Genomic DNA, 23401 nt, shown 5'->3' with positions numbered 1-23401 from the left:
GTGGCTAAGGTCCGGGTCTACGAGCTCGCAAAGGAGCTCGGAGTCGAGAGCAAGACACTGCTCGCACACTTGAAGAGCCAGGGAGAGTTCGTCCGGTCGGCATCGTCGACCATCGAGCCCCCCGTCGTCCGCAAGATCATCGAGACCTTCCCCCGGGAAGGCTCGTCCAGCGGCGACAAGAAGCCGGCGGCCCCCAAGGCCGCCCCCACGAGCGCGGTCCCCGCCGCGCCCCAGAAGGCTGCTCCGGCGCCGTCGGCCCCCGCGCCGGCCGCTCCCGCAGCCGCAGCACCGGCGGCTCCCGCCCCGGCTGCTCCCGCAGCACCTGCTGCCCGCGAGTCCGCTCCGGCCCCCGCCAAGGCAGCTCCCGCACCCGCCGCCCCGGCACCGAAGGCTCCGGCCCCGGCTGCTCCGGCCCCCGCCGCTCCTGCGGCGTCGGCTCCCGCTCGGGTGCAGTCCAGCCGTGACGGTGGTCAGCAGACCTCCGGCGTCCCGGCCTCCCCGCGTCCGGCCCCCCGTCCGGGTCAGCCGCGTCCGGGGAACAACCCGTTCGCCCCGAGCCAGGGCATGGGCCAGTCCCGCGCCCCGCGTCCCGGTGGCGACACCGCGCCGCGTCCGGGCAACAACCCGTTCAGCCCGAGCCAGGGCATGCCGCGTCCGCAGCAGCGCCAGGGCGGTCAGGGCGGTCAGGGTGGCCAGCGTCCGGGTGCTCCCGGTGGCGCCCCGCGTCCCGGTGCTCCCGCCGCAGGCGGTCGTCCGGGTGCTCCCGGCGGCGCCCCGCGTCCCGGTGGTCCGCGTCCCAGCCCGGGCATGATGCCCGAGCGCAGCACCGTCGGCCGTCCCGGCCAGCGCCCGGCCGGCGGCCCCGGCCGTGGCGGCCCGGGTGGCGCCGGTGGCCGTGGTGGCTTCGGTGGTGGCCCCGGCGGCGCCCCCGGTGGCGGTCGCCCCGGTGGCTTCGGCGGTCCTCGCGGTGGCGGTGGCGGTCGTGGCTCGACGGCTGGTGCCTTCGGTCGCGGCGGCGGTCGTCCGGTCCGAGGCCGCAAGTCCAAGCGCGCGAAGCGCCAGGAGTTCGAGCAGATGCAGGCGCCGAGCCTGGGTGGCGTCAGCGTCCCCCGTGGCGACGGCAAGACGACCATCCGCGTTCGTCGTGGTGCCTCGCTGACCGACTTCGCCGACAAGATCAACGCCAACCCGGCGTCGCTCGTCACCGTGCTGTTCCACCTCGGCGAGATGGCCACGGCCACGCAGTCCCTCGACGAGGAGACCTTCAAGGTGCTCGGCGCCGAGCTCGGCTACGAGATCGAGGTCGTGTCGCCCGAGGACGAGGAGCGCGAGCTGCTCGGCTCGTTCAACATCGACCTCGACGCCGAGCTCGAGGCCGAGGAGGACGAGGACCTCGAGGCGCGTCCGCCGGTCGTGACCGTCATGGGCCACGTCGACCACGGAAAGACGAAGCTCCTCGACGCGATCCGCTCCGAGGAGGTCGCCGAGGGCGAGGCCGGTGGCATCACCCAGCACATCGGTGCCTACCAGGTCGCCACGACGCACGAGGGCGAGAAGCGCGCCATCACGTTCATCGACACCCCCGGTCACGAGGCCTTCACGGCCATGCGTGCCCGTGGTGCGTCGGTGACGGACATCGCGATCCTCGTCGTCGCCGCCGACGACGGCGTCATGCCGCAGACCATCGAGGCGCTCAACCACGCCCAGGCGGCCAACGTGCCGATCGTCGTGGCCGTCAACAAGGTCGACAAGCCGGACGCCAACCCGGCCAAGATCCGCCAGCAGCTGACCGAGTACAACCTCATCGCTGAGGAGTACGGCGGCGACACGATGTTCGTCGACGTCTCGGCCAAGAACGGCACGAACATCGACGGGCTCCTCGAGGCCGTCCTGCTCACCGCCGACGCGGCTCTCGACCTGCGGGCCAACCCCGACAAGGACGCCCGTGGTGTCGCCATCGAGGCGCACCTCGACAAGGGCCGCGGCCCGGTCGCGACCGTCCTCGTCCAGTCCGGAACCCTCAGCGTCGGTGACTCGATCGTGGCCGGCAGCGGTCACGGCCGCGTGCGTGCCATGCTCGACGAGCACGGCAACAACGTCGAGCAGGCCGGTCCTTCGCGTCCGGTCATGGTGCTCGGTCTGACGTCGGTGCCCGGCGCCGGTGACACGTTCCTCGTGGCACCTGACGACCGCACCGCGCGCCAGATCGCCGAGCGTCGTGAGGCCGCGTCGCGTGCGGCGAGCCTCGCCAAGCGCCGCAAGCGCATCTCGCTCGAGGACCTCAACGAGGCCCTCGCCGCGGGCAAGGTCGACACCCTCAACCTCATCCTCAAGGGTGACGTGTCGGGTTCGGTCGAGGCGCTCGAGGACGCGCTGCTCAAGATCGACGTGGGCGACGAGGTCGACCTGCGGATCATCCACCGCGGTGTCGGTGCGATCACGCAGAACGACGTCAACCTCGCGACGGTCGACAACGCGATCATCATCGGCTTCAACGTCCGCCCCGCGGAGCGTGTCGCCGAGCTGGCCGACCGGGAGGGCGTCGACATGCGCTTCTACTCGGTCATCTACCAGGCGATCGACGACGTCGAGGCAGCGCTCAAGGGCATGCTCAAGCCGGAGTACGAAGAGGTCCAGCTGGGCACGGCCGAGGTCCGCGAGGTCTTCAAGTCGAGCAAGTTCGGCAACGTCGCGGGTTCGCTCGTGCGCTCCGGCGAGATCAAGCGCGGGACCCGTGCGCGGATCATCCGCGACGGCACCGTCATCGGCGAGGGCATCGAGATCACCGGTCTGCGTCGCTTCAAGGACGACGTCACCGAGGTCCGCGAGGGCTTCGAGTGCGGTATCAACCTCGGCAACTTCAACAACATCGAGATCGACGACGTCATCGAGACGTTCGAGATGCGCGAGAAGCCGCGCGCCTGAGCTCGACCGGTCCGACGGCGCCGGCCCCCACAGGGGTCGGCGCCGTCGCCGTCCGCGGTGGTCCCCACCCGCCCCGCGGACGCCCGGGTGGGAATGCGCGGGGCCCCCGGCCCGCTACTAGGGTGAACACCACGTCGGCCCGGCTGTCACGGCCCGACCGCACAGCACACGAAAGAGGTAGCCATGGCTGACCCCGCCCGCGCCCGCAAGATCGCCGACCGGATCAAGGTCATCGTCGCCGAGTACCTCGAGTTCCGGCTCAAGGACGAGCGCCTCGGTTTCGTCACCATCACCGACGCCCGCGTGACCGGTGACCTCCAGCAGGCCTCCGTCTTCTACACCGTCTTCGGCAGCAACGAGGACCGCCAGGCCACGGCCGAGGTGCTCGAGGCCAACAAGGGCCGCATCCGCTCGGCCGTCGGCAAGGGCATCGGCATCCGTCTGACGCCGTCGATCGAGTTCATCGCCGACGCGCTGCCCGAGGGCGCCGCCCACCTCGAGGACCTCGTGGCCCAGACGCGGGCCCGGGACGAGGAGCTGGCCCGCGCCGCGGCCAACGCCAAGCCCGCCGGCGACGCCGACCCCTACCGCAAGCCGGTCGACCGCTCGGCGGACGACGAGGACGGCGACGACGTGGACGCCGAGGTGGACGCGGACGTCGACGCCCGATGACCGACCGCTCGGGTGGTCTGCTCGTCGTCGACAAGCCGGCCGGATGGACGAGCCATGACGTCGTCGCGCGCGCCCGTCGTCTCTGTGGCACGCGCCGGGTCGGCCACGCCGGCACGCTCGACCCCATGGCGACCGGCGTCCTCGTGCTCGGCGTCGAGCGCGGCACGAAGCTGCTGACCTTCCTCGTCGGCTGCGACAAGTCGTATGCCGCCACGATCCGTCTCGGGATGGCGACCCTCACCGACGACGCCGAGGGAGAGACGACCCAGGCGCTCGGGGTCGACGACGTGCCCGCGCTCGAGGCGGCCCTGCCCGCGGCCGTCGCGGCCCTGACGGGCGACCTCCAGCAGGTGCCGAGCTCGGTCAGCGCCATCAAGGTCAAGGGTGTGCGCAGCTACACGCGCGTCCGGCAGGGCGACTCGGTCGACCTGCCGGCCCGCCCGGTCACGGTGAGCCGTTTCGACGTGCTCTCGGTGCGCCCCGGCACCGCGACGGTCGAGGTCGGCCCCCCGATCGACGTCGTCGACGTCGAGGTCGAGGTCGACGTGTCGTCCGGCACCTACGTCCGCGCGCTCGCCCGCGACCTCGGCGAGGCGCTCGGCGTCGGCGGCCACCTGACGGCGCTCCGGCGCACGCGGGTCGGCCGCTTCGGGCTCGACGCCGCGGTCTCGCTCGACGACCTGACGGCCACGTCGGAGACCGACGGGCCGGACGGCATACCCCTGCTCCCGATCGCCGACGCGGCCCGGGCGCAGCTGCCCGTCCACGAGGTGACGGCCGAGGAGGCCGTCGCCCTCGGCTACGGCCAGCGCATCCAGAGCGCGGTGGACGGTGCCGACGCGGTGGCCGCGATCGACCCCGACGGGCGACTCGTCGCCGTGCTCGACGAGACGCGTGCGACGGCCCGGGCCAAGGTGGTCTTCGCCGCGTCCGGGGCGGGGGCCTGAGCCTCGTGCCCGAGCCCTCGGACGTCCGCTCCGACGGGGCCACTACAGTGGTCGCCGTGCAGCGCTGGTACGGACTCGACGACATCCCGGCCGACCTCGGGCCCACCGTCGTCACCCTCGGCAACTTCGACGGGGTGCACCGCGGGCACCGTGAGGTCCTGACGCGCGTCGTGCGCGAGGCCGCCGACCGGGACGCGATCCCTGTCGCCGTCACCTTCGAGCCGCACCCGATCGCCGTGCTCTACCCCGACCGTGCTCCGGCCGTCGTCATGTCGCTCGAGCAGCGACTGGACGCGCTCGCCTCGGTGGGTGTGGGGGCCGTGCTCGTCATCGAGTTCACGCGGGAGTTCGCCCAGCAGACCCCCGAGGAGTTCGTCCGCGGCACGTTCGTCGACGCCCTCGGTGCCTGCGCCGTCGTCGTGGGCAAGGACACCCGTTTCGGCGTGCGCAACTCCGGCGACGTCGGCACGCTGCGCGACCTCGGCGCCGCGCACGGCTTCGAGGTCATCGCCCTCGACGACATCGGCGAGGGGGCCGACGAGGGCGCGCGCTGGAGCTCGACGCAGCTGCGCGCCGAGCTGCTCGCCGGCAACGTCGACCACGCCGCCCAGATCATCGGCGGTCCGCACCGGGTCACCGGCACCGTCGTGCACGGCGACCACCGGGGCCGCGAGCTCGGCTACCCGACGGCCAACCTCTCGCAGGACCACGAGGGCCTCGTGCCGGCCGACGGGGTGTATGCCGGGTGGCTCGTCCGTCTCGGCCTCGACGGGGGTGCCCCCGACCGCACCCTCCCGGCGGCCGTCTCCGTGGGCACCAACCCGACGTTCGACGGTCACCAGCGCAGGGTCGAGGCCTACGTCCTCGACCGCACCGACCTCGACCTCTACGGCGAGCGCGTCGCGGTGGAGTTCGTCTCGCACCTGCGTCCCACCCTGAAGTTCGAGTCGATCGACACCCTCGTCGAGCAGATGGCCCAGGACGTGGTCCGGTGTCGCGAGATCCTCTCGGCGATCGTCCCGTCGTAGCCGGGCCGCTCCTCCCGTCGACGCAGCCTGCCGGCGGCGTCCGTCGGGCGGCACGGGGCCCCGCCGGGCCGTCGTGGCTGCGGGTCGACCTCGGACTGCTCATCGGCGCCTTCGGCCTGTCGGTCGTCGGCGTCGTCCTCGTCTGGTCGGCCACCCGCGCGTCGGTCGGCGGGACCGCGGCGCTCAAGCAGCTCGTCGCGCTGGGCGTCGGCATCGCGTGCGCCGCCGTGGTGACGCGGCTCGACGTGCGCGTGGTGCGGGCGGTCGCTCCCGTCGTCTACGTCCTCGCCGTCCTCGGGCTCGCGGCCGTCGTCTCGCCGCTCGGGTCGACCGTCAACGGGTCGCGCTCCTGGATCCGGCTACCGGGCGGCATGAGCCTGCAGCCGTCGGAGCTGATGAAGGTGGCCCTGGCGATCGGTCTCGCGATGCTCCTCGCGGAGCGGGCCGAGCGCGGGCTGCCCCAACGCCACCGGGACGTGGCGCTCGCGTGGGTCGTGGCCGGCATACCCGTGGTCCTCGTGCTCGCCCAGCCCGACCTCGGCTCGGCCCTCGTGCTCGTCGCCATGGCTGTCGTCATCATCGCGGCGGCCGGTGCCCCGGCCCTGTGGACGCTCGGCGTCCTGGTCGTCGGTGCGGCGGCCGTGGCTGCTGCCTTCCTGACGCCGGTCCTGTCGGCCTACCAGCGCAACCGGCTGCGCGCCTTCCTCGATCCCTCGCTGGACCCGCAGGGCATCGGCTACCAGACCCGGCAGGTGCGCATCGCCATCGGCTCGGGCGGGCTCGGCGGCCAGGGGCTCTTCGAGGGTCGCCAGACCCAGGGCGGGTTCATCCCCTTCCAGGAGACGGACTTCGTCTTCTCCGTCGCGGGGGAGGAGCTCGGCTTCCTCGGGGCGGCAGGGCTCGTCGGGCTCATCGGGTTCATCGTCGTGCGGTGCGTCGTCGTGGCGCGCCGCGCCGACGCGTTCGGTCGCCTCGTCGCGATCGGTGTCGCCGTCTGGCTCGGGGTGCAGGCCTTCGAGAACATCGGGATGAACCTCGGGCTCATGCCCGTCACGGGCCTGCCGCTGCCGTTCGTGTCGAGCGGTGGCTCCTCGCTCATTGCCTCGTGGATCGCCGTCGGCCTCGTCGGCAACGTCGCCGCGGCGTCGCAGCAGCGAGGCGGACGACCCGTCGCAGGTCGCCTCCGACGGGGTTGAGCCCCACCTCCGGTTACCGAGGGGTCACGTTTCGACGTGGACGCCGACGGATGCGTGACTGGCACGACGATTGTTGACATCATCCCGGCATGGCGGTCGCCCGCAGACGCCGATGACGCGCAACCGCAGTGACAAAGGAGTCCACATGCCCCTCCAGGCCCTTGCCGACCGGGACGTCGACCAGAACGTCCTCGACGGACGCGCTCCCAGCGTGGGCGCGCTCTTCCGCAGCCGGGTCCGGGCCACGCCCGACGCGCCGGCCTACCTCTACTTCGCGGAGGGGTCGAGCGAGCTCACCACGCTGACGTGGCGGCAGACGCACGAGGTCGTGGAGCAGTGGGCCGCCGGGCTCGTCAGCCTCGGGGTGGCGCTGGAGGACCGCGTCGCCATCGCGTCGACGACCCGCGTGGAGTGGATCCTCGCCGACCTCGCCGTCATCTGCGCCGGCGGTGCGACGACGACCGTCTACCCGACGACGATCGCCGAGGACGTCGCCTACATCCTCACCGACTCCGGCAGCGGCATCGTCTTCGCCGAGAACGCCGAGCAGGTCGCCAAGCTCCAGCACGTGCGCTCGGAGGTCCCGGGCGTCCGGCAGGTCATCGCCCTCACCGGACCGGGCAGCGACGACGGCTGGGTCATCACTACCGACGAGCTCGCCGAGCGCGGCCGCGAGTGGCTGGCCGCGACGCCCGACCTCATCGACTCGCGCATCGACCAGCTCACCCCAGAGTCCCTCGCCGTCGTCATCTACACGTCCGGCACGACCGGGCGGCCCAAGGGCGTGCGCCTCGTCCAGGACAGCGTCGTCTACGAGGGCGCCGTCATCGACGCCATCGGCACCTTCACCAAGGACGACCTCCAGTTCCTCTGGCTGCCGCTGTCGCACGTGTTCGGCAAGATGCTCGTCGCGACCGGGCTCCAGATCGGCTTCCCGACCGCCGTCGATGGCCGGGTCGACAAGATCGTCGAGAACATGGCCGTCATCAAGCCGACCTTCATGGCCGGCCCGCCGCGCATCTTCGAGAAGGCGCACGGGCGCATCGCCCTGATGTTCGCCGGCGAAAAGGGCGTCAAGAAGAAGCTCATCGACTGGGCGCTCAAGGTGGGCGGCGAGCTGCGCGACGTGCAGGCCCGCGGTGAGCAGCCCTCGTCGGGCCTCCAGCGCCGGCACGCGCTCGCGACGAAGCTCGTGCTGCACAAGGTGCAGGAGCGATTCGGCGGGCGGGTCCGCTTCATGATCAGCGGATCCGCGCCGCTCAACGCGGACGTCGCGCGCTGGTTCGGGTCGGTCGGCCTGCTCGTCCAAGAGGGCTACGGCCTGACCGAGACGTCCTCGGGCACGACGGTCAACGCTCCCGAGCACGGCTCGTACCAGTACGGCTCGGTGGGCTGGCCGCTGCCGGGCACGGAGGTCCGCATCGCCGACGAGGACGGTGAGATCCTCGTCAAGGGCCCCGGTGTCATGCGCGGCTACCACAACAACCCCGAGGCGACCGCCGAGGTGCTGACCGAGGACGGCTGGTTCCACACCGGAGACATCGGGCGCATCGACGAGCGCGGCTTCCTCTACGTCACCGACCGCAAGAAGGACGTCTTCAAGACCTCGGGCGGCAAGTACATCGCCCCGGCCGAGATCGAGGCCCGATTCAAGGGCCTGTGCCCCTTCGTCAGCCAGTTCCTCGTGCACGGTGCGGGCCACAACTACGCGACGGCGCTCGTGACGCTCGACCCCGACGCGGTGGCCGGATGGGCCCCGACCGTCGGGCTCGACGGCAAGACGTACGCCGAGGTGGTGGCCTCGCCGCAGGCGCACGCCCTCGTCCAGCGCTACGTCGACCAGCTCAACGACGGCCTCAACCGCTGGGAGACGATCAAGAAGTTCACCATCCTCGACAAGGACCTCACCGTCGAGGAGGGCGACCTCACCCCGAGCATGAAGCTGCGCCGCAAGGCCGTCACCGAGAAGCACCGCGCCGAGCTCGACGCGATGTACGACGGCTCCTGACGCCGAGGCTCAAGGCCGCGCCGGGAGGTCGATGACGGCCCCGGCGTCGGCGCGCCCCGGGTCGGGGAACGCGACGTGGTGCCCGTGGCTCGCGACGAGTCGCGGGTCGCCCCAGCGCTCGGTGCGTGGCGTGCGGTAGTTGAACCACAGGGTCGGTCCGGCCGGGGCGTCGAGCACGACCCGGGCCACGGCCGCGTCGTCGGGGTGGTGGAAGACGTCGCCGTTCGTCGAGACGAGATAGTGCCGGGCCGGTGCCGCCCGGAGCAGCGCTGCGACGACGTTGGCCTCGCTGCCGTGGTGGGGCAGCTTGAACGCGTCGACGCTGAGGGTCTCGCCCCCACGGGCCCGGGCCACGCCCTGCAGGGCCGCCGCGAGCACGCCGCCATAGGCGTCGGCGCCGAGCACGACGCTCGCCCCGCGGTGCTCGACGAGCAGGGCGATGCTGCTGCCGTTGGGCACCGAGGAGTCCTGGGGCGTCCGTGTGCCGGCGAGGTGCTCCAGGTCGTCGAGGGGCCCGAGCACGTCGAGACCCACGTCGCGGTCGGGTGCGCCGAGGGCAGCGCGCAGGCTCTTCGACCACGTGTTGGCCAGCCGGGTGAGCCGCTTCGTCGTCGGGGAGAGCACGGTCACCGTCGGCCCACCCGGCACCGCGACCTCGACGAAGCCGCCCGCCGCGCCGGTGTCGACCGGCCCGCCACCGAACGCGGCATTCCACGGCAGGGCGTGAGCGCGCGACGCCAGCGCGGCGGGCCCGCCGGCCAGGGGGTCTCCATCGGAGCCGCGGAGCGCCGCGACGAGGCTCTCGCCCTGGTCGACGCTGCGGGGCCGGTCGGGCCCCGTGACCGGGAGGTGCGGGCGCCCGTTGAACCAGAAGTCCCCGACGTCGGCGGCCAGGTCGCTCGCGAGGAACGGCAGCATGCCGCCGATGTGGTCGTTGTCGATGTGCGTGATGACGGCGACGTCGATGTGCCGGTCACCCGGGTCGAGGCGGCGCAGCCGCGCCTCGAGGAGGGGCCACGTGTCCGGGGGGCCGCCGTCCACGAGCATCCGCCACGTCGTGCCGTCGGGGCGCGGACACTCGACGAGGAGGCAGTCGCCCAGTCGTGCGGGCAGCACCTCCACGTGGATCGCCGTCGGCACCGTCGCCACCTCTCCACCTCCGCCCACCCAGACTAGGTCCGGGTCCTCGGCGTGTCCGGGCCTTGGTCGAGGGTGGGCGGTTCGCCGTGTTTTCGGTGCAGCGGCAGACCCACGTACCATGGCGGGATGCCCGGAGAGTCACTGTTCAACGCCCTCGAGCCCCTGCTGGAGCGGGTCAACAAGCCCATCCAGTACGTCGGCGGCGAGCTCAACTCCACGGTCAAGGACTGGCACGTCGGCGGTCACGGCCCCGACGGCGAGGAGCTGACCACGCGGTGGGCGCTGATGTACCCCGACGCGTACGAGGTCGGCGTCCCCAACCAGGGCGTCATGATCCTCTACGAGGTCCTCAACGAGCGCGCTGACGCCCTCGCCGAGCGCACGTATGCCGTGTGGCCCGACATGGAGGCGCAGCTGCGGGAGGCGGGCCTGCCGCAGTTCACCGTCGACGGGCACCGTTCGGTGCGTGACTTCGACCTCTTCGGCCTCAGCTTCTCGACGGAGCTCGGCTACACCAACATGCTGACGGCGCTCGACCTCGCCGGGATCCCGCTGCACGCGGTCGACCGCGACGTCGAGGACCCGATCGTCATCGCAGGCGGTCACGCGGCCTTCAACCCCGAGCCGGTCGCCTCGTTCATCGATGCCGCCATCGTCGGCGACGGCGAGCAGGCCGTGCTCACCGTCACCGACATCGTGGGGGAGTGGAAGGCCCAGGGCCGGCCCGGCGGTCGCCGCGAGGTGCTGCTGCGCCTCGCCCGCACCGGTGGCGTCTACGTCCCCGCCTTCTACGACGTCTCCTACCTGCCCGACGGGCGGATCCAGCGGGTCGCGCCGGCTGCCGACGCGACCGGCGTGCCGTGGCGCGTGTCCAAGCACACCGTCATGGACCTCGACGCGTGGCCGTACCCCAAGCAGCCTCTCGTGCCGCTCGCCGAGTCGGTCCACGAGCGCATGTCCGTCGAGATCTTCCGCGGCTGCACGCGCGGCTGCCGCTTCTGCCAGGCCGGCATGATCACCCGCCCGGTGCGCGAGCGGTCGATCACCGGCATCGGCGAGATGGTCGAGCGTGGCCTGGCCGCCACGGGATTCGAGGAGGTGGGCCTGCTCTCGCTGAGCTCGGCCGACCACTCGGAGATCGCCGACCTCACCAAGGGGCTCGCCGACCGCTACGAGGGCACCCAGACCGGCCTGTCGCTCCCGTCGACCCGCGTCGACGCCTTCAACATCGACCTCGCCAACGAGCTGACCCGCAACGGTCGCCGCTCGGGCCTGACGTTCGCACCCGAGGGCGGGTCCGAGCGCATCCGCAAGGTGATCAACAAGATGGTGTCCGAGGAGGACCTCATCAACACGGTCGCCGCGGCCTACGGCGCCGGCTGGCGGCAGGTCAAGCTCTACTTCATGTGCGGCCTGCCCACCGAGACCGACGAGGACGTGCTCCAGATCGCCGAGCTCGCCAAGAAGGTCATCGAGACCGGCCGACAGGTCTCGGGTCGCCGCGACATCCGCTGCACCGTCTCGATCGGCGGCTTCGTGCCCAAGCCGCACACGCCGTTCCAGTGGGCCTCGCAGCTCGGCGTCGAGGAGACCGACGCGCGCCTGGCCAAGCTCCGCGAGGCGATCCGCGCCGACAAGCGCTACGGGTCGTCCATCGGGTTCCGCTACCACGACGGCCAGCCCGGCATCGTCGAGGGGCTGCTCTCCCGCGGTGACCGCCGCGTCGGCACGGTCATCGAGGCTGTGTGGCGCGACGGCGGCCGCTTCGACGGGTGGAGCGAGCACTTCTCCTACGAGCGCTGGATGCGCTGCGCCGACGAGGCCTTCGCCGACGTGCCGGTCGACCTGGCCTGGTACACCACGCGCGAGCGCGGCGAGTCCGAGGTGCTGCCCTGGGACCACCTCGACTCCGGTCTCGACAAGGACTGGCTGTGGGAGGACTGGCAGGACTCGCTCGACGAGACCGAGGTCGACGACTGCCGCTGGACCCCGTGCTTCGACTGTGGCGTCTGCCCGCAGATGGGCACCGAGATCGAGATCGGGCCCTCCGGCAAGACCCTGCTGCCGCTCACGGTCCTCGGCTCCGGCCGGCAGGACCTCCTCGAGCACCAGCACTGAGCCCCCGACGCCAGGACCGTATGCCGCGGCGACGGGCCCACGCGGCATACGGCGTCGTTCTCCGGACCGCACGACCCACTGATCGGCAAGTGGTTCGCGTCATCGGCGTAGGTGACGAGCCACCTGTGGTTCGGCGCGCTCGCCGAGGCGATGTCGAACGTGGTGTCGGCCGTGATGGCCGTCCCGGCGTCGCGTCCTAGACCGGGAAACCCACGTGCGCCAGGGCCTGCCGGACGAGGACGCCGTGCGAGCCGGGCATCTCACCGCGCACGGCGAGAGACGCGGCCTCCTCCGGTGTGACCCAGGAGAGGTCGAGGGCGTCCTGCTGAGGCCGGCAGTCACCCATGACGGCGACGACGAACGCGAGCGAGACGGCGTGCTGCCGCGGGTCGTGGAAGGGCGTGACGCCGGGCGTCGGGAAGAACTCGGCGACCGTGAACGGCTGCGGCGACAGGGGGATGCGCGGGAGCGCCATCGGACCGAGGTCGCTCTCGACGTGCCGGGTCAGGGCGTCGCGGATGCGCTCGTGGTAGAGCACGCGACCGCCGACGACCTCCTGGCCGATGCCGCCGTCGCTGTCGGCGCGGAGCAGCAGCCCGACGTGGGTGACGACGCCGCGGTCGTCGACGCGGACCGGGATCGCGTGGACGTAGAGGATCGGCAGTCGGTCACGGGCGTTGTCGAGGTCCTCGCGGCTCAGCCACGCACCCGTCGTGTCCACTTCGGTCATGACGTCATCCTGCCAAATGCGTGCCCCGAGCCCGGGCGCGGTCCATCCGCGGCGCGTCGGGGCTCACCGGAGCGACCGGATCCACGCCCAGAGGACGGCCCCCGAGCGGGCGAGCTGTCCCCGGTCCACGACGGTGGGCACGTCGGTCGCCGAGTGGTATGCCGCATACGGCACGCTGCCGAGGCGGACGGCGGGGATGCCGACCCTCTCGAACGACACGTGGTCGCTGGCCCTGTTGACGCACACCCTGGTCGCGGCGACGGGGACCGCTGCGCGACGGATCGCGTCCGCGAGGGAGGTGTCGGCGCCGGCGACGTGGCACACCGGCACCGCAGCGGCCCGCACGCCCACCCGGTCGAGGGCGACCATGCCGCGGACCGCGCGTCGCTCGGACGCGCCCAGTCCGGCGACGAAGTGCCGCGAGCCGAACGCATACAGCGTGCCGTTGCCGCCCCGCGCCTCCTCGGCACCGAACGCGACGAACCGCACGGGGAGCGCGCCGGGCTGCTGGCGCGTCATCCGGGCCACCTCGGCCATGACCATGAGCCCGGACGCGTTGTCCTCGGCCCCGGGCGACTGCGGCACGGTGTCGAGGTGCGCGCCCACGACGACGTGCGGCTGCGTCGGGTCGAAGCCGGGCGGGTCGGCGACGACGTCCACCGTCGTGCCGCCGGGGACCCGCACGCCCCACGACACACCGGCGGGCACGGCGACGGGCTGGAGGGTGACGCGGTAGCCGGCTGCACGCAGCCGCCCCGCGACGTAGGCCGCAGCCCTGTCGCTCGCCGGGCTCGCCGCGTCACGCGGACCGATCGCCGCCAGGGCACGGATGCCGCCGAGCACCGTGTCGACGTCGAAGGCGTCCGCGCGGGGTGGGGTCACAGGCGAGGCCGAGGGCGAGGGTGAGTCGGAGGGGGAGGTCGACGGAGGCGTCTGCGCGGCGGCCGCCGTCGACGCCGAGGGCAGCGAGGAGGTCGGCGCGGAGGTCGGCGCGGACAAGGGGGACGCGCCCACGGACCCGGGACCCGGCGCTCCGCCGGTGCACGCGGTCGCAGTCGCGAGGAGGGCGACGACGGCCGGCGCGGTGCGCGACCGGCGCCGACGACGGGTCGGGGCGGCCATCCGGCACGCTAACCCGGTCACCTGTGGGTGGCCGTCGAGCCGCACGGTCCTGGAGATCCACCGGCACCGGGTGCCGACAGGACTCACGAAACCCGCGCCGCGGGCCTCAGGCGCCGGGAACCGCGAAGACCTTGCCCGGGTTCATGATGCCGAGCGGGTCGAAGACGGCCTTGAGGCGACGCTGCCGATCGAGCTCGGCGTCCCCGAGTTCGAGGCCGAGCCACGGCACCTTGACCGACCCGATGCCGTGCTCGCCGGTGATGGTGCCGTCGAGGGAGAGCCCGAGCCGGATGAGGTCGTCGAAGGCCTCCCACGCGCGCGCCAGGCTGTCGGGGTCGTCGTGGGCGAAGACGATCGAGGGGTGCAGGTTGCCGTCCCCGCCGTGGCCGCTCACCGGGATGAGCACCGACCGGCGCTCGGAGATGGCCTCGATGCCGCGCACGAACTCGGCGAGCCGGCCGATCGGCACGCACATGTCCTCGGCGAGGCGGCCGCCCATCGCCTCGAACGCGGTGCTCATGACGCGGCGCCCCGCGAGCAGCGCCTCCGACTCCTGCGCGTCGTCGGCCACCGCGACGTCGGTCGCGCCCGCGGACTCCAGCAGGGCGGCATACCTCGCGACGTCGTCGGCGACGTGACCCGGTCGGTCGGACTGGACGAGCAGCACGGCGGCGCAGTCGTCGGGGAAACCGAAGTCGCCGAACGCCTGGATGGCCCGGACGCTCGTGCGGTCGATGATCTCGAGCAGGCACGGGCGGTGCGGATCGCGGCGCAGCGCGACGATGCCGGCGACGGCGGCGTCGAGCGAGTCGAAGACGGCCAGGGCCGTCAGGGCCGGGTCGGGCGCCGGCTCGAGCCGCACGACGGCCTCGGTGACGACGCCGAGCGTGCCCTCGGACCCGACGAAGAGGCCGGTCAGGTCGTAGCCGGCGACGCCCTTGGCGGTGCGGTGACCCGTGCGCATGACCTCGCCGCCCGGGAGCACGACCTGCAGGGCCTTGACCCAGTCGGACGTGACGCCGTACTTGACGCAGCACAGGCCGCCGGCGTTCGTCGCGATGTTGCCGCCGATGGTGCACGTCTCCCACGACGCGGGGTCGGGCCCGTAGAAGAGGCCTGCCGACGCCGCAGCACGCTTGAGGTCCGCGTTGACGACGCCGGGGCCGACGACGGCATACCCCTCGAGCTCGTTCACCTCGTGGATGGTGTCGAGCGCCTCGACGTTGAGCACGATGCAGTCCTCGGTGGCGACGGCGCCGCCCGACCGTGACGTGCGCGCTCCCTGCGGGACGACCGCGGTGCCGGTGGCCTGGGCGTGCTCGAGCACGGCCACGACGTCGCTGACGTCGCGGGCCCGGATGACGGCGAAGTCGTCGGGTGGGGGAGCGAGGGCGACGGTGGCGTCGAGCGCGTACGACCGGCGCACGTCCGCGTCGGTGACCTCACGATGGGCGATCTGCTCGGGCAGGCTGGGCATGCTGACAGGCTAGACTGGACGGCACAGGCGTCGGAGCCGTGTATCAGCGGCGAGCCTCCGGAAGAACAGGGTCACCCTCCTCGGCGGGTGACCCCCACTAGAACCGGACGGGTGGGCCCGTCACAGCCTTCGACAAGAGCGGCCGTATGCCGTCTGCCCGAGCGGGCGGGCACGTGCGGCAAGCGGGGTGGTACCGCGGCAGCCTCCGGCAGGAGACGTCGTCCTCGTGGCAGAGACGAGCGACCAACAGACGCGAACGCAGGAGACCACGAGCATGACCTATCCCAAGGTCACCACGAACGACGCCGACCAGTCCACGACGGGCGGGGTCCCGTCCAACCCGCGCTTCCCCGAGATCGAGCAGCGGGTCCTGAAGTACTGGGACGAGGACGGCACGTTCATCGCCTCGGTCGAGGGCCGCGACGCGGGCACCGACGGCTCCAACGAGTTCGTCTTCTACGACGGACCCCCCTTCGCCAACGGCCTGCCGCACTACGGCCACCTGCTCACCGGCTACGTCAAGGACATCGTCCCGCGCTACCAGACGATGCGCGGCAAGCGCGTCGAGCGCCGCTTCGGCTGGGACACCCACGGCCTCCCCGCCGAGCTCGAGGCCCAGCGCCAGCTCGGTCTCAAGACGAAGCAGGACATCGTCGAGCTCGGCATCGACACGTTCAACGACGCCTGCCGCAGCTCGGTGCTCAAGTACACCGGCGAGTGGCGCGACTACGTGACGCGCCAGGCGCGCTGGGTCGACTTCGACCACGACTACAAGACGCTCGAGCCCTCCTACATGGAGTCGGTCATCTGGGCCTTCAAGCAGCTGCACGACAAGGGCCTCGTCTACGAGGGCTTCCGCGTCCTGCCCTACTGCTGGAACGACCAGACGCCGCTGTCCAACCACGAGCTGCGCATGGACGACGACGTCTACAAGATGCGCCAGGACCCCGCGGTCACCATCGGGCTGCGCCTCGAGACCGGCGAGCTCGCGCTCGTGTGGACGACGACGCCGTGGACGCTGCCGGCCAACCTCGGCATCATGGTCGGCCCCGACATCGACTACGTCGTCGTCGAGTCCGACGGCACGGGCAAGACCGAGCGCTACGTCATCGGTGCGGCCCGGCTCGGGGCCTACGCCAAGGACCTCTTCGGGGCCGACGTCGACCTGTCCACGCTCGACGAGCGCGTCGTCGAGCGGCTCGCGGGCCGTGACCTGCTCGGCCGTTCCTTCACGCCGCCCTTCTCCTACTACCAGGGACACGAGCGCGCGCACCAGGTCTTCCCCGCGGACTTCGTCACCACCGAGGACGGCACCGGGCTCGTCCACACCGCCGGCGCCTTCGGTGAGGAGGACAAGATCGTCACCGACGCGGCCGGCATCGAGCCCGTCGTCCCCGTGGGCGCCGACGGCCGCTTCCTCTGGCCCGTCACCGACTACGAGGGCATGCACGTCTTCGACGCCAACGCCCACATCATCGACCACCTCAAGGCGGCGACCCGGGGCGAGGGAGAGACCGGCTCGGTCACGGCCGGCACGGTGCTGCTGCGCCGCGAGACCTACGACCACAGCTACCCGCACTGCTGGCGCTGCCGCGAGCCCCTCATCTACATGGCGGTCTCGTCGTGGTTCGTCGAGGTCACGAAGATCAAGGAGCGGATGCTCGAGCTCAACCAGGAGATCGAGTGGACGCCCTCGCACATCAAGGACGGCCAGTTCGGCAAGTGGCTCGCCAACGCCCGCGACTGGTCCATCTCGCGAAACCGCTTCTGGGGCAGCCCGATCCCGGTGTGGAAGTCCGACAACCCGGAGTTCCCGCGCCTCGATGTCTACGGCTCCTTCGAGGAGCTCGAGCGTGACTTCGGCGTCGAGGTCACCGACCTGCACCGCCCCTTCATCGACAGCCTGACGCGTCCGAACCCCGACGACCCGTCGGGCCGGTCGACGATGCGCCGCGTCGAGGACGTCCTCGACGTCTGGTTCGACTCCGGCTCGATGAGCTTCGCCCAGGTGCACTACCCGTTCGAGAACGCCGACTGGTTCGAGCACCACTTCCCGGGCGACTTCATCGTCGAGTACATCGGCCAGACGCGCGGCTGGTTCTACACCCTGCACATCCTCGCGACGGCCCTCTTCGACCGGCCCGCCTTCAAGACGTGCGTCAGCCACGGGATCGTGCTCGGCTCCGACGGCCAGAAGATGAGCAAGTCGCTGCGCAACTACCCCGACGTCCGCGAGGTCTTCGACCGCGACGGCGCCGACGCGATGCGCTGGTTCCTCATGAGCAGCCCGATCCTGCGCGGCGGCAACCTCGTCGTCACCGAGCAGGGCATCCGTGACGGCGTGCGCCAGGTGATGATCCCGCTGTGGAACGCGTGGTCGTTCTTCTCGCTCTACGCCAACACGGCGCGCGGCGGGGAGGGCTATGAGGCCCAGCGCTCGACGAGCTCGACGGACGTCCTCGACCGCTACCTGCTCGCCAAGCTGCGCGAGTTCGTCGGCGACATGACCGAGCAGTTCGACGCCTACGAGATCGCTGCGGCGTGCGACACGATGCGCGGCTTCCTCGACGTCCTGACCAACTGGTACATCCGCCGCTCCCGCGACCGCTTCTGGGGCGGCGAGACCGACGAGTCGCTCGCGGCCTTCGACACCCTGTGGACCGCGCTCGAGACGGTCACGCGCGCCACGGCACCGCTGCTGCCGCTCGTGACCGAAGAGATCTGGCGCGGCCTGACGGGCGAGCGCTCGGTGCACCTCGCCGACTATCCGACGGTCGACGACCTGCCGGCCGACCACGAGCTCGTCGTCGCGATGGACCGGGCTCGCGAGATCTGCTCGACGGCGTCCAGCCTGCGCAAGGCCCGGGGCCTGCGGGCGCGCCTGCCGCTCGCCGAGCTGACGGTCGTGGCTCCCGAGCCGGCGAAGCTCGAGCCGTTCCGCGGGATCATCCAGGACGAGCTCAACGTCAAGGCCTTGACCCTCGTCGACGTGGCCACGGCGAGCGAGTCCGACTTCGGGGTCAGCCAGCGCCTCACCGTCAACGCGCGCGCGGCCGGGCCTCGGCTGGGCAAGGACGTCCAGCGCGCCATCAAGGGCAGCAAGTCGGGCGACTGGAGCGTCGACGCCGACGGCACCGTCACCGTCGGCGGTCTCGCCCTCGTCGAGGGGGAGTACGCCCTCGAGACCGTCGTCGCCGGCGACGCTGCCGAGGCCGGTGCCACGGCGATGCTGCCCTCGGGAGGCTTCGTCGTGCTCGACACGACCGTGACGTCCGAGCTGGCCTCCGAGGGGCTGGCCCGCGACCTCGTCCGCGCGGTGCAGCAGGCCCGGCGCGACACCGGCTTGCACGTCAGCGACCGCATCAGCCTGACCGTCCAGGGCGGTGCCGAGGTGTTCGAGGCCACGGTGACGCACCGCGACCTCATCGTCGGCGAGACGCTCGCGACGCAGTTCGCCGCAGCCGGACCCGACCACGCCCTGCCCGACGGACTGCCGGGCACGCCGACCGACGTCGTCATCGGCGACAACCACCCTGCGACGATCCTCGTGGTCAAGCGATGATCGCCGCGAACCGCGAGGACGAGCTGGAGGCTGCCGACGTGAGCACGACCCCCGACCCCGACCCGACCGACTCCAACCTGGCCGAATCCGGGGCTCGCACCGACACGCGGCCGACCGACGGGGTCGTCGTGCGCGGCGCCGTCGGCGACGACCTGGCAGGCGTCCTGTCCGTCGGGCACCGGACCTGGCTCGCGACCTACGAACCGATCGCCGGACCCGAGTACGTCGCCATGGGCCTCGCGAAGTGGTGGACGAGCGACGTCGTCACCGACTCCATCCGCAAGGGCCGCACCCTCGTGGCCGTCGAGGACGACGAGGTCGTCGGGGTCGCGACGTTCGGGCCCCAGGACGAGTCGTTCGTGCTGTGGAAGCTCTACGTGCTGCCCAGCCACCACGGGCACGGGATCGGCTCGCGCCTCATGGACGCCGTCGTGGAGCGGGCCCGCGAGAACGAGCACCCGCGCATCACGCTCTCCTACCTCGAGGGCAACCAGCAGGCGGCGCGCTTCTACGCGCGACACGGCTTCGTCGAGACGCACCGCGAGGCCCCGGGATCCGGCTTGCCCGAGAGCGTGTGGATGGTCCGCGAGCTGGGCACGGGGGAGTCCGCATGAACGGCCGTCCCGACGCCGCTGCCGTCGAGGCCGCGCGCAACCTCGAGGAGATGAAGCGGATGCGCGAGATCGAGGAGGAGATCCTCGCCCGGGCGCCCGAGAACGACATCGGTCCGTCGCTCGACCGCATCCGCGCGGTCATGGAGCTCGCCGGCGACCCGCAGCGCACCTACCCCTCGATCCACCTCACCGGCACGAACGGCAAGACGTCGACGAGCCGCATGATCGACTCGATCCTGCGCGAGACCGGGCTGTCCACCGGTCGCTTCACGTCGCCCCACCTGCACGACATCCGTGAGCGGATCACCCTGTCGGGCAAGCCGATCCCGCGTGAGAAGTTCATTGCGGCCTACGACGAGGTCGCGCCCCTCATCGAGCTCGTCGATGCCCGGTCGCTCGAGTCGGGCGGTCGCCGGATGAACTTCTTCGAGGTGCTCGTCGCCCTCGCCTACGCCGCGTTCGCCGACGCTCCCGTCGACGTCGCGATCATCGAGGTGGGTCTCGGCGGCTCGTGGGACGCCACCAACGTCATCGACGCCCAGGTCGCCGTCGTGACGCCCGTCGACCTCGACCACACCCACCTCCTCGGTGACGACGTCGTCTCCATCGCCGAGGAGAAGAGCGGCATCATCAAGGCCGACTCCGTCACCGTCTCGGGCGTGCAGGACGAGGACGTCGCGCGCGTCCTCCTCGACCGTGTCGAGGAGGTCGGAGGAGCCCGGATCGTCTTCGAGGGCAACGACTTCGGTGTTCTCGCCCGCGAGGTCGCCATCGGTGGCCAGCAGGTGTCGATCCGAGGCCTCGCGGGGGAGTACGCCGACCTCTTCCTCCCGCTCCACGGCGCGCACCAGGCGAGCAACCTCGCCACCGCCGTCGCGGCGGTCGAGTCCTTCCTCGGCGGTGGCGAGCAGCGCATCGAGCCGGAGGTGCTGACCGCGGCCGTCGCGGGGATGACTTCGCCGGGGCGCCTCGAGATCGTCCGGCGGTCACCGACCGTCCTCGTCGACGCGGCCCACAACCCGCACGGTGCCCGGTCCCTCGTGGCTGCGCTCGGGGAGGCGTTCTCCTTCACCCGTCTCGTCGGGCTCGTCGGCATCGTCGCCGACAAGGACGCCGCCGGGATGCTCGAGGTGCTCGAGCCGGCCCTCGACCACATCGTCGTCACGCGCAGCTCGTCCCCGCGCGCGATGCGGCCCGAGGCCCTCGGCGCCCTCGCCGTCGAGCTCTTCGGCGAGTCCCGGGTGACGGTCGTCCGCGACCTGCCCGACGCGCTCGAGCAGGCCGTGACCATCGCCGAGGCCGATGGCATGGGTGGCGGCGTCGTGGCCACGGGATCGGTCATCACCGCGGGCGAGGTCCGGATGCTCCTCGGCCACACCGACCTCTGACCCCCGACCCTCCTCGACCCCGACCTTCCTCGACCCCGACCTAGGCTGGCCCCATGCACCCCCTGGTGAAGCTCGTCCTCATCGTCGTCATCGTCGTCGTCGCCGTCGTCGTGTGGGGACGGGTCATGGGACGCAAGGACCCCGACCGCGAGCTCGTCGGCCTGACCGACACCGTGCGCGCCAGGGTGAGCCGCGAGATCAGCGCCGGTCACAAGATCAACGCCATCAAGATCTACCGCGAGGCGACCGGGGCGCCGCTCGCCGACGCCAAGCGGGCCGTCGACAGATGGTTCGTCCCGGGCCAGGGGCCGGGCGTGCGCGACGCGGCGGCGTCCTACACCGACGGCCGGCTCACCGACGAGGCCCGATCGCGCATCAGCGAGCTCATCCTCGCCGGTCGGCGCGAGGACGCGATGAGCCTCTACGCCGAGGCGACGGGGGCGAGTGGGGCCGAGGCCCAGGCCATCATCCGCACCTGGGACACCACCCAGAACTACTGAGCCCACCGGCCACGAGACCCACACCGAGGCAGACACACTCCGATGCGTTCGATCATCTTCTACGGCCAGACCGGCAAGTTCACCTTCCGCATGCTCGCGACGGTGCTCGGCGGCCAGGCCATCTGCATCCTGCTCGGTGCCCTCGTGGCCCGGGCCGTCGCGGCCACCGACGAGGGGAGCGGGCCGAGCACGGCATACCTCGTCGTCGGCCTCGGGCTCGGCGCGCTGAGCATCGTGGCCGCCGGGCTCATGCGCCGCCCGTGGGGCGTCACGCTCGGCTGGGTCGTCCAGGTGCTGACCCTGCTCAGCGCGCTCGTCGTGCCGATGATGCTCATCGTCGGTCTCTTCTTCCTCGCGCTGTGGGTCACCTGTCTCGTCAAGGGCAGCCAGGTCGACGCCGTCGTGGCCACGCGTGAAGCGGCCGCGGCCGACGGCGAGGCAGCCGACGGCGAGGCAGCCGACGGCGAGGCGGCCGATAGGGTGGACGGGTGACCACCGAACGTTCCCTCGTCCTCGTCAAGCCCGACGGTTTCCAGCGCGGCCTCACCGGTGAGGTGCTGCGTCGCATCGAGGGGAAGGGCTACCGGCTGGTCGCCCTCTCCGTGCTGACGCCCACCCGTGAGCAGCTCGCCGCGCACTACGCCGAGCACGAGGGCAAGCCCTTCTACGAGCCGCTCGTCGAGTTCATGAGCTCCGGTGCCGTCACCGCGGTCGTCGTCGAGGGCCAGGACTGCGTCAAGGGCTTCCGCAGCCTCGCCGGCGCCACCAACCCGACGGACGCCGCACCCGGCACGATCCGCGGCGACCTCGGCCGCGACTGGGGCACCAAGGTGCAGCAGAACATCGTGCACGGATCCGACTCCCACGAGTCCGCCACACGCGAGATCGGCATCTGGTTCCCCGATCTCGAGGGCTGATCGGGGCACAATCGCGGCATGACCTCCCGACCGTGGCTGCGCCCCCTGGGGCGTGACCTCGCGATCGACCTCGGCACCGCCAACACCCTGATCCACGTCCGGGGTCGCGGGGTCGTCGTCGAGGAGCCGTCGGTCGTGGCCGTGGAGGTCGGCACCGGCCGGCTCGTCGCAGCAGGCAGCCGGGCCAAGGAGATGCTCGGCCGGGCGCCGGGCACCATCCGGGCGGTCCGGCCCCTGCGTGACGGTGTCGTCTCCGACGCCGACGAGACCGAGCGCATGCTGCGGTGGTTCATCGACCAGGTGCGCACCTCGCGACTCGTCCGCCCCCGCATGGTGCTCTGCGTGCCGAGCGACGTGACCGGTGTCGAGCGCCGGGCCCTCGAGGACGCCGCGACCCGGTGCGGTGCGCGCCGCGTCTACATGATCGAGGAGCCGATGGCAGCGGCCATCGGGGCCGGCCTGCCCGTCTACGAGACGGCGGCGAGCATGGTCGTCGACATCGGCGGCGGCACGACCGACGTCGCGGTCATCAGCCTCGGCGGCATCGTCACGTCGAACTCGCTGCGGATCGCCGGCGACGAGATTGACGAGGCCCTCATCGGCTACGTCAAGAGCGAGTACTCCCTCCTGCTCGGCGAGCGCAGCGCGGAGGACATCAAGGTCGCCGTCGGGTCGGTCTTCCCGCTGCGCGAGGAGCTGACGACCCGGCTGCGCGGACGTGACCTCGTGACCGGCCTGCCCAAGACCGTCCAGGTGAGCTCGGTCGAGGTGCGCCGAGCCATCGAGACGCCGGTCCTGCAGATCATCGAGCTCGTCCGCGCGACGCTCGACGTGTGCCCACCCGAGCTCGCCGGCGACATCCTCGACCGCGGCATCACGCTGACCGGGGGAGGTGCCCTGCTGCGCGGCCTCGACGAGCGGATGCGCCACGAGCTCGGCGTGCCGGTCCAGGTCGCCGACGACCCGCTCCGAGCCGTGGCCCGCGGCGCCGGCCGGTGCGTCGACGAGTTCGCCAGCCTCGAGCGCGTCCTCGTCGGGGACCACCGCCTCTAGTCGC

18 protein-coding genes are annotated in these 23401 nt (G+C 71.9%); 14 read left to right on the top strand and 4 right to left on the bottom strand.

Annotated features, from left to right (window positions below):
* The 6 genes from infB to AB4Z14_RS08140 all read left to right on the top strand — a co-directional run bounded on the left by infB (nt 1) and on the right by AB4Z14_RS08140 (nt 8776).
* Nucleotides 1–2925: a translation initiation factor IF-2 gene (gene infB / locus AB4Z14_RS08165; RefSeq protein ID WP_442274770.1), complete on the top strand. Its 2925-nt coding sequence runs from the start codon at nt 1–3 to the stop codon at nt 2923–2925.
* A gap of 183 nt (nt 2926–3108) precedes the next feature.
* Nucleotides 3109–3597, top strand: coding sequence for a 30S ribosome-binding factor RbfA (rbfA, locus tag AB4Z14_RS08160; RefSeq protein ID WP_442274769.1), 489 nt, complete (start codon nt 3109–3111; stop codon nt 3595–3597).
* Nucleotides 3594–4544, top strand: a complete 951-nt coding sequence (gene truB / locus AB4Z14_RS08155; RefSeq protein ID WP_442274768.1) for a tRNA pseudouridine(55) synthase TruB — start codon at nt 3594–3596, stop codon at nt 4542–4544. The genes rbfA and truB overlap by 4 nt, the downstream gene beginning before the upstream one ends.
* A 56-nt stretch (nt 4545–4600) precedes the next feature.
* On the top strand, nt 4601–5572 hold the full coding sequence (locus AB4Z14_RS08150) for a bifunctional riboflavin kinase/FAD synthetase (RefSeq protein WP_442274767.1): 972 nt from the start codon (nt 4601–4603) through the stop codon (nt 5570–5572).
* Nucleotides 5536–6768, top strand: a complete 1233-nt coding sequence (gene rodA, locus AB4Z14_RS08145; RefSeq protein WP_442274766.1) for a rod shape-determining protein RodA — start codon at nt 5536–5538, stop codon at nt 6766–6768. Before AB4Z14_RS08150 ends, rodA begins: the two co-directional genes overlap by 37 nt.
* 145 nt (nt 6769–6913) lie before the next feature.
* A complete protein-coding gene (locus AB4Z14_RS08140; protein ID WP_442274765.1) occupies nt 6914–8776 on the top strand; it encodes an AMP-dependent synthetase/ligase in 1863 nt (620 codons plus the stop codon).
* Between the two features lie 9 nt (nt 8777–8785).
* Here the strand turns inward: AB4Z14_RS08140 and AB4Z14_RS08135 are convergent, their stop codons facing one another.
* A complete protein-coding gene (locus AB4Z14_RS08135; RefSeq protein ID WP_442274764.1) occupies nt 8786–9925 on the bottom strand; it encodes an MBL fold metallo-hydrolase in 1140 nt (379 codons plus the stop codon).
* 117 nt (nt 9926–10042) lie between these two features.
* Here AB4Z14_RS08135 and AB4Z14_RS08130 point away from each other — a divergent pair, with 117 nt between their 5' ends.
* Nucleotides 10043–12034, top strand: coding sequence for a TIGR03960 family B12-binding radical SAM protein (locus AB4Z14_RS08130; RefSeq protein ID WP_442274763.1), 1992 nt, complete (start codon nt 10043–10045; stop codon nt 12032–12034).
* 196 nt (nt 12035–12230) lie between these two features.
* Here the strand turns inward: AB4Z14_RS08130 and AB4Z14_RS08125 are convergent, their stop codons facing one another.
* From AB4Z14_RS08125 to AB4Z14_RS08115, 3 genes are all read right to left on the bottom strand, one after another.
* Nucleotides 12231–12764, bottom strand: coding sequence for an NUDIX hydrolase family protein (locus AB4Z14_RS08125; RefSeq protein WP_028785370.1), 534 nt, complete (start codon nt 12762–12764; stop codon nt 12231–12233).
* 63 nt (nt 12765–12827) lie between these two features.
* Nucleotides 12828–13886, bottom strand: a complete 1059-nt coding sequence (locus tag AB4Z14_RS08120; protein WP_442274762.1) for a M28 family metallopeptidase — start codon at nt 13884–13886, stop codon at nt 12828–12830.
* Nucleotides 13887–13992: 106 nt separating this feature from the next.
* Nucleotides 13993–15363: an FAD-binding oxidoreductase gene (locus AB4Z14_RS08115; RefSeq protein WP_442274761.1), complete on the bottom strand. Its 1371-nt coding sequence runs from the start codon at nt 15361–15363 to the stop codon at nt 13993–13995.
* Nucleotides 15364–15637: 274 nt separating this feature from the next.
* On the opposite strand from AB4Z14_RS08115, the gene ileS reads away from it, so the two are divergent.
* From ileS to AB4Z14_RS08080, 7 genes are read left to right on the top strand one after another with little or no spacing between them, the layout of a single operon-like run.
* Nucleotides 15638–18925, top strand: coding sequence for an isoleucine--tRNA ligase (gene ileS, locus AB4Z14_RS08110; protein ID WP_442274760.1), 3288 nt, complete (start codon nt 15638–15640; stop codon nt 18923–18925).
* A 38-nt stretch (nt 18926–18963) separates the two neighbouring features.
* Entirely contained in the window at nt 18964–19539 is a 576-nt protein-coding gene (locus AB4Z14_RS08105) for a GNAT family N-acetyltransferase (RefSeq protein WP_442274759.1), read from the top strand.
* Entirely contained in the window at nt 19536–20927 is a 1392-nt protein-coding gene (locus AB4Z14_RS08100; protein ID WP_056769813.1) for a bifunctional folylpolyglutamate synthase/dihydrofolate synthase, read from the top strand. The genes AB4Z14_RS08105 and AB4Z14_RS08100 overlap by 4 nt, the downstream gene beginning before the upstream one ends.
* Nucleotides 20928–20980: 53 nt before the next feature.
* A complete protein-coding gene (locus AB4Z14_RS08095) occupies nt 20981–21427 on the top strand; it encodes a hypothetical protein (RefSeq protein ID WP_442274758.1) in 447 nt (148 codons plus the stop codon).
* 42 nt (nt 21428–21469) lie between these two features.
* On the top strand, nt 21470–21919 hold the full coding sequence (locus AB4Z14_RS08090; RefSeq protein WP_442274757.1) for a DUF4233 domain-containing protein: 450 nt from the start codon (nt 21470–21472) through the stop codon (nt 21917–21919).
* The gene (gene ndk, locus AB4Z14_RS08085) at nt 21916–22344 is read left to right on the top strand and encodes a nucleoside-diphosphate kinase (protein WP_056769807.1); all 429 of its coding nucleotides are present in this window, start codon (nt 21916–21918) and stop codon (nt 22342–22344) included. The genes AB4Z14_RS08090 and ndk overlap by 4 nt, the downstream gene beginning before the upstream one ends.
* 18 nt (nt 22345–22362) lie before the next feature.
* Nucleotides 22363–23397 carry a rod shape-determining protein gene (locus tag AB4Z14_RS08080; protein ID WP_442274756.1) on the top strand — a complete coding sequence of 345 codons (1035 nt, stop codon included), beginning with the start codon at nt 22363–22365 and terminating at the stop codon, nt 23395–23397.
* Nucleotides 23398–23401: the final 4 nt, after the last annotated feature.

Source organism: Terrabacter sp. 2TAF16 (assembly GCF_052115065.1).
Lineage (GTDB): Bacteria > Actinomycetota > Actinomycetes > Actinomycetales > Dermatophilaceae > Terrabacter.
This window is presented reverse-complemented; position numbering and strand designations above follow the sequence as displayed.

Excerpts from the sequence above, each read along its gene's own strand:
- rbfA (WP_442274769.1), top strand. The coding sequence starts at position 3,109 with ATGGCTGACCCCGCCCGCGCCCGCAAGATCGCCGACCGGATCAAGGTC.
- truB (WP_442274768.1), top strand. The coding sequence starts at position 3,594 with ATGACCGACCGCTCGGGTGGTCTGCTCGTCGTCGACAAGCCGGCCGGA.
- AB4Z14_RS08140 (WP_442274765.1), top strand. The coding sequence starts at position 6,914 with ATGCCCCTCCAGGCCCTTGCCGACCGGGACGTCGACCAGAACGTCCTC.
- AB4Z14_RS08130 (WP_442274763.1), top strand. The coding sequence starts at position 10,043 with ATGCCCGGAGAGTCACTGTTCAACGCCCTCGAGCCCCTGCTGGAGCGG.
- AB4Z14_RS08125 (WP_028785370.1), bottom strand. The coding sequence starts at position 12,764 with ATGACCGAAGTGGACACGACGGGTGCGTGGCTGAGCCGCGAGGACCTC.
- AB4Z14_RS08120 (WP_442274762.1), bottom strand. The coding sequence starts at position 13,886 with ATGGCCGCCCCGACCCGTCGTCGGCGCCGGTCGCGCACCGCGCCGGCC.
- AB4Z14_RS08115 (WP_442274761.1), bottom strand. The coding sequence starts at position 15,363 with ATGCCCAGCCTGCCCGAGCAGATCGCCCATCGTGAGGTCACCGACGCG.
- ileS (WP_442274760.1), top strand. The coding sequence starts at position 15,638 with ATGACCTATCCCAAGGTCACCACGAACGACGCCGACCAGTCCACGACG.
- AB4Z14_RS08100 (WP_056769813.1), top strand. The coding sequence starts at position 19,536 with ATGAACGGCCGTCCCGACGCCGCTGCCGTCGAGGCCGCGCGCAACCTC.
- AB4Z14_RS08095 (WP_442274758.1), top strand. The coding sequence starts at position 20,981 with ATGCACCCCCTGGTGAAGCTCGTCCTCATCGTCGTCATCGTCGTCGTC.
- AB4Z14_RS08090 (WP_442274757.1), top strand. The coding sequence starts at position 21,470 with ATGCGTTCGATCATCTTCTACGGCCAGACCGGCAAGTTCACCTTCCGC.
- AB4Z14_RS08080 (WP_442274756.1), top strand. The coding sequence starts at position 22,363 with ATGACCTCCCGACCGTGGCTGCGCCCCCTGGGGCGTGACCTCGCGATC.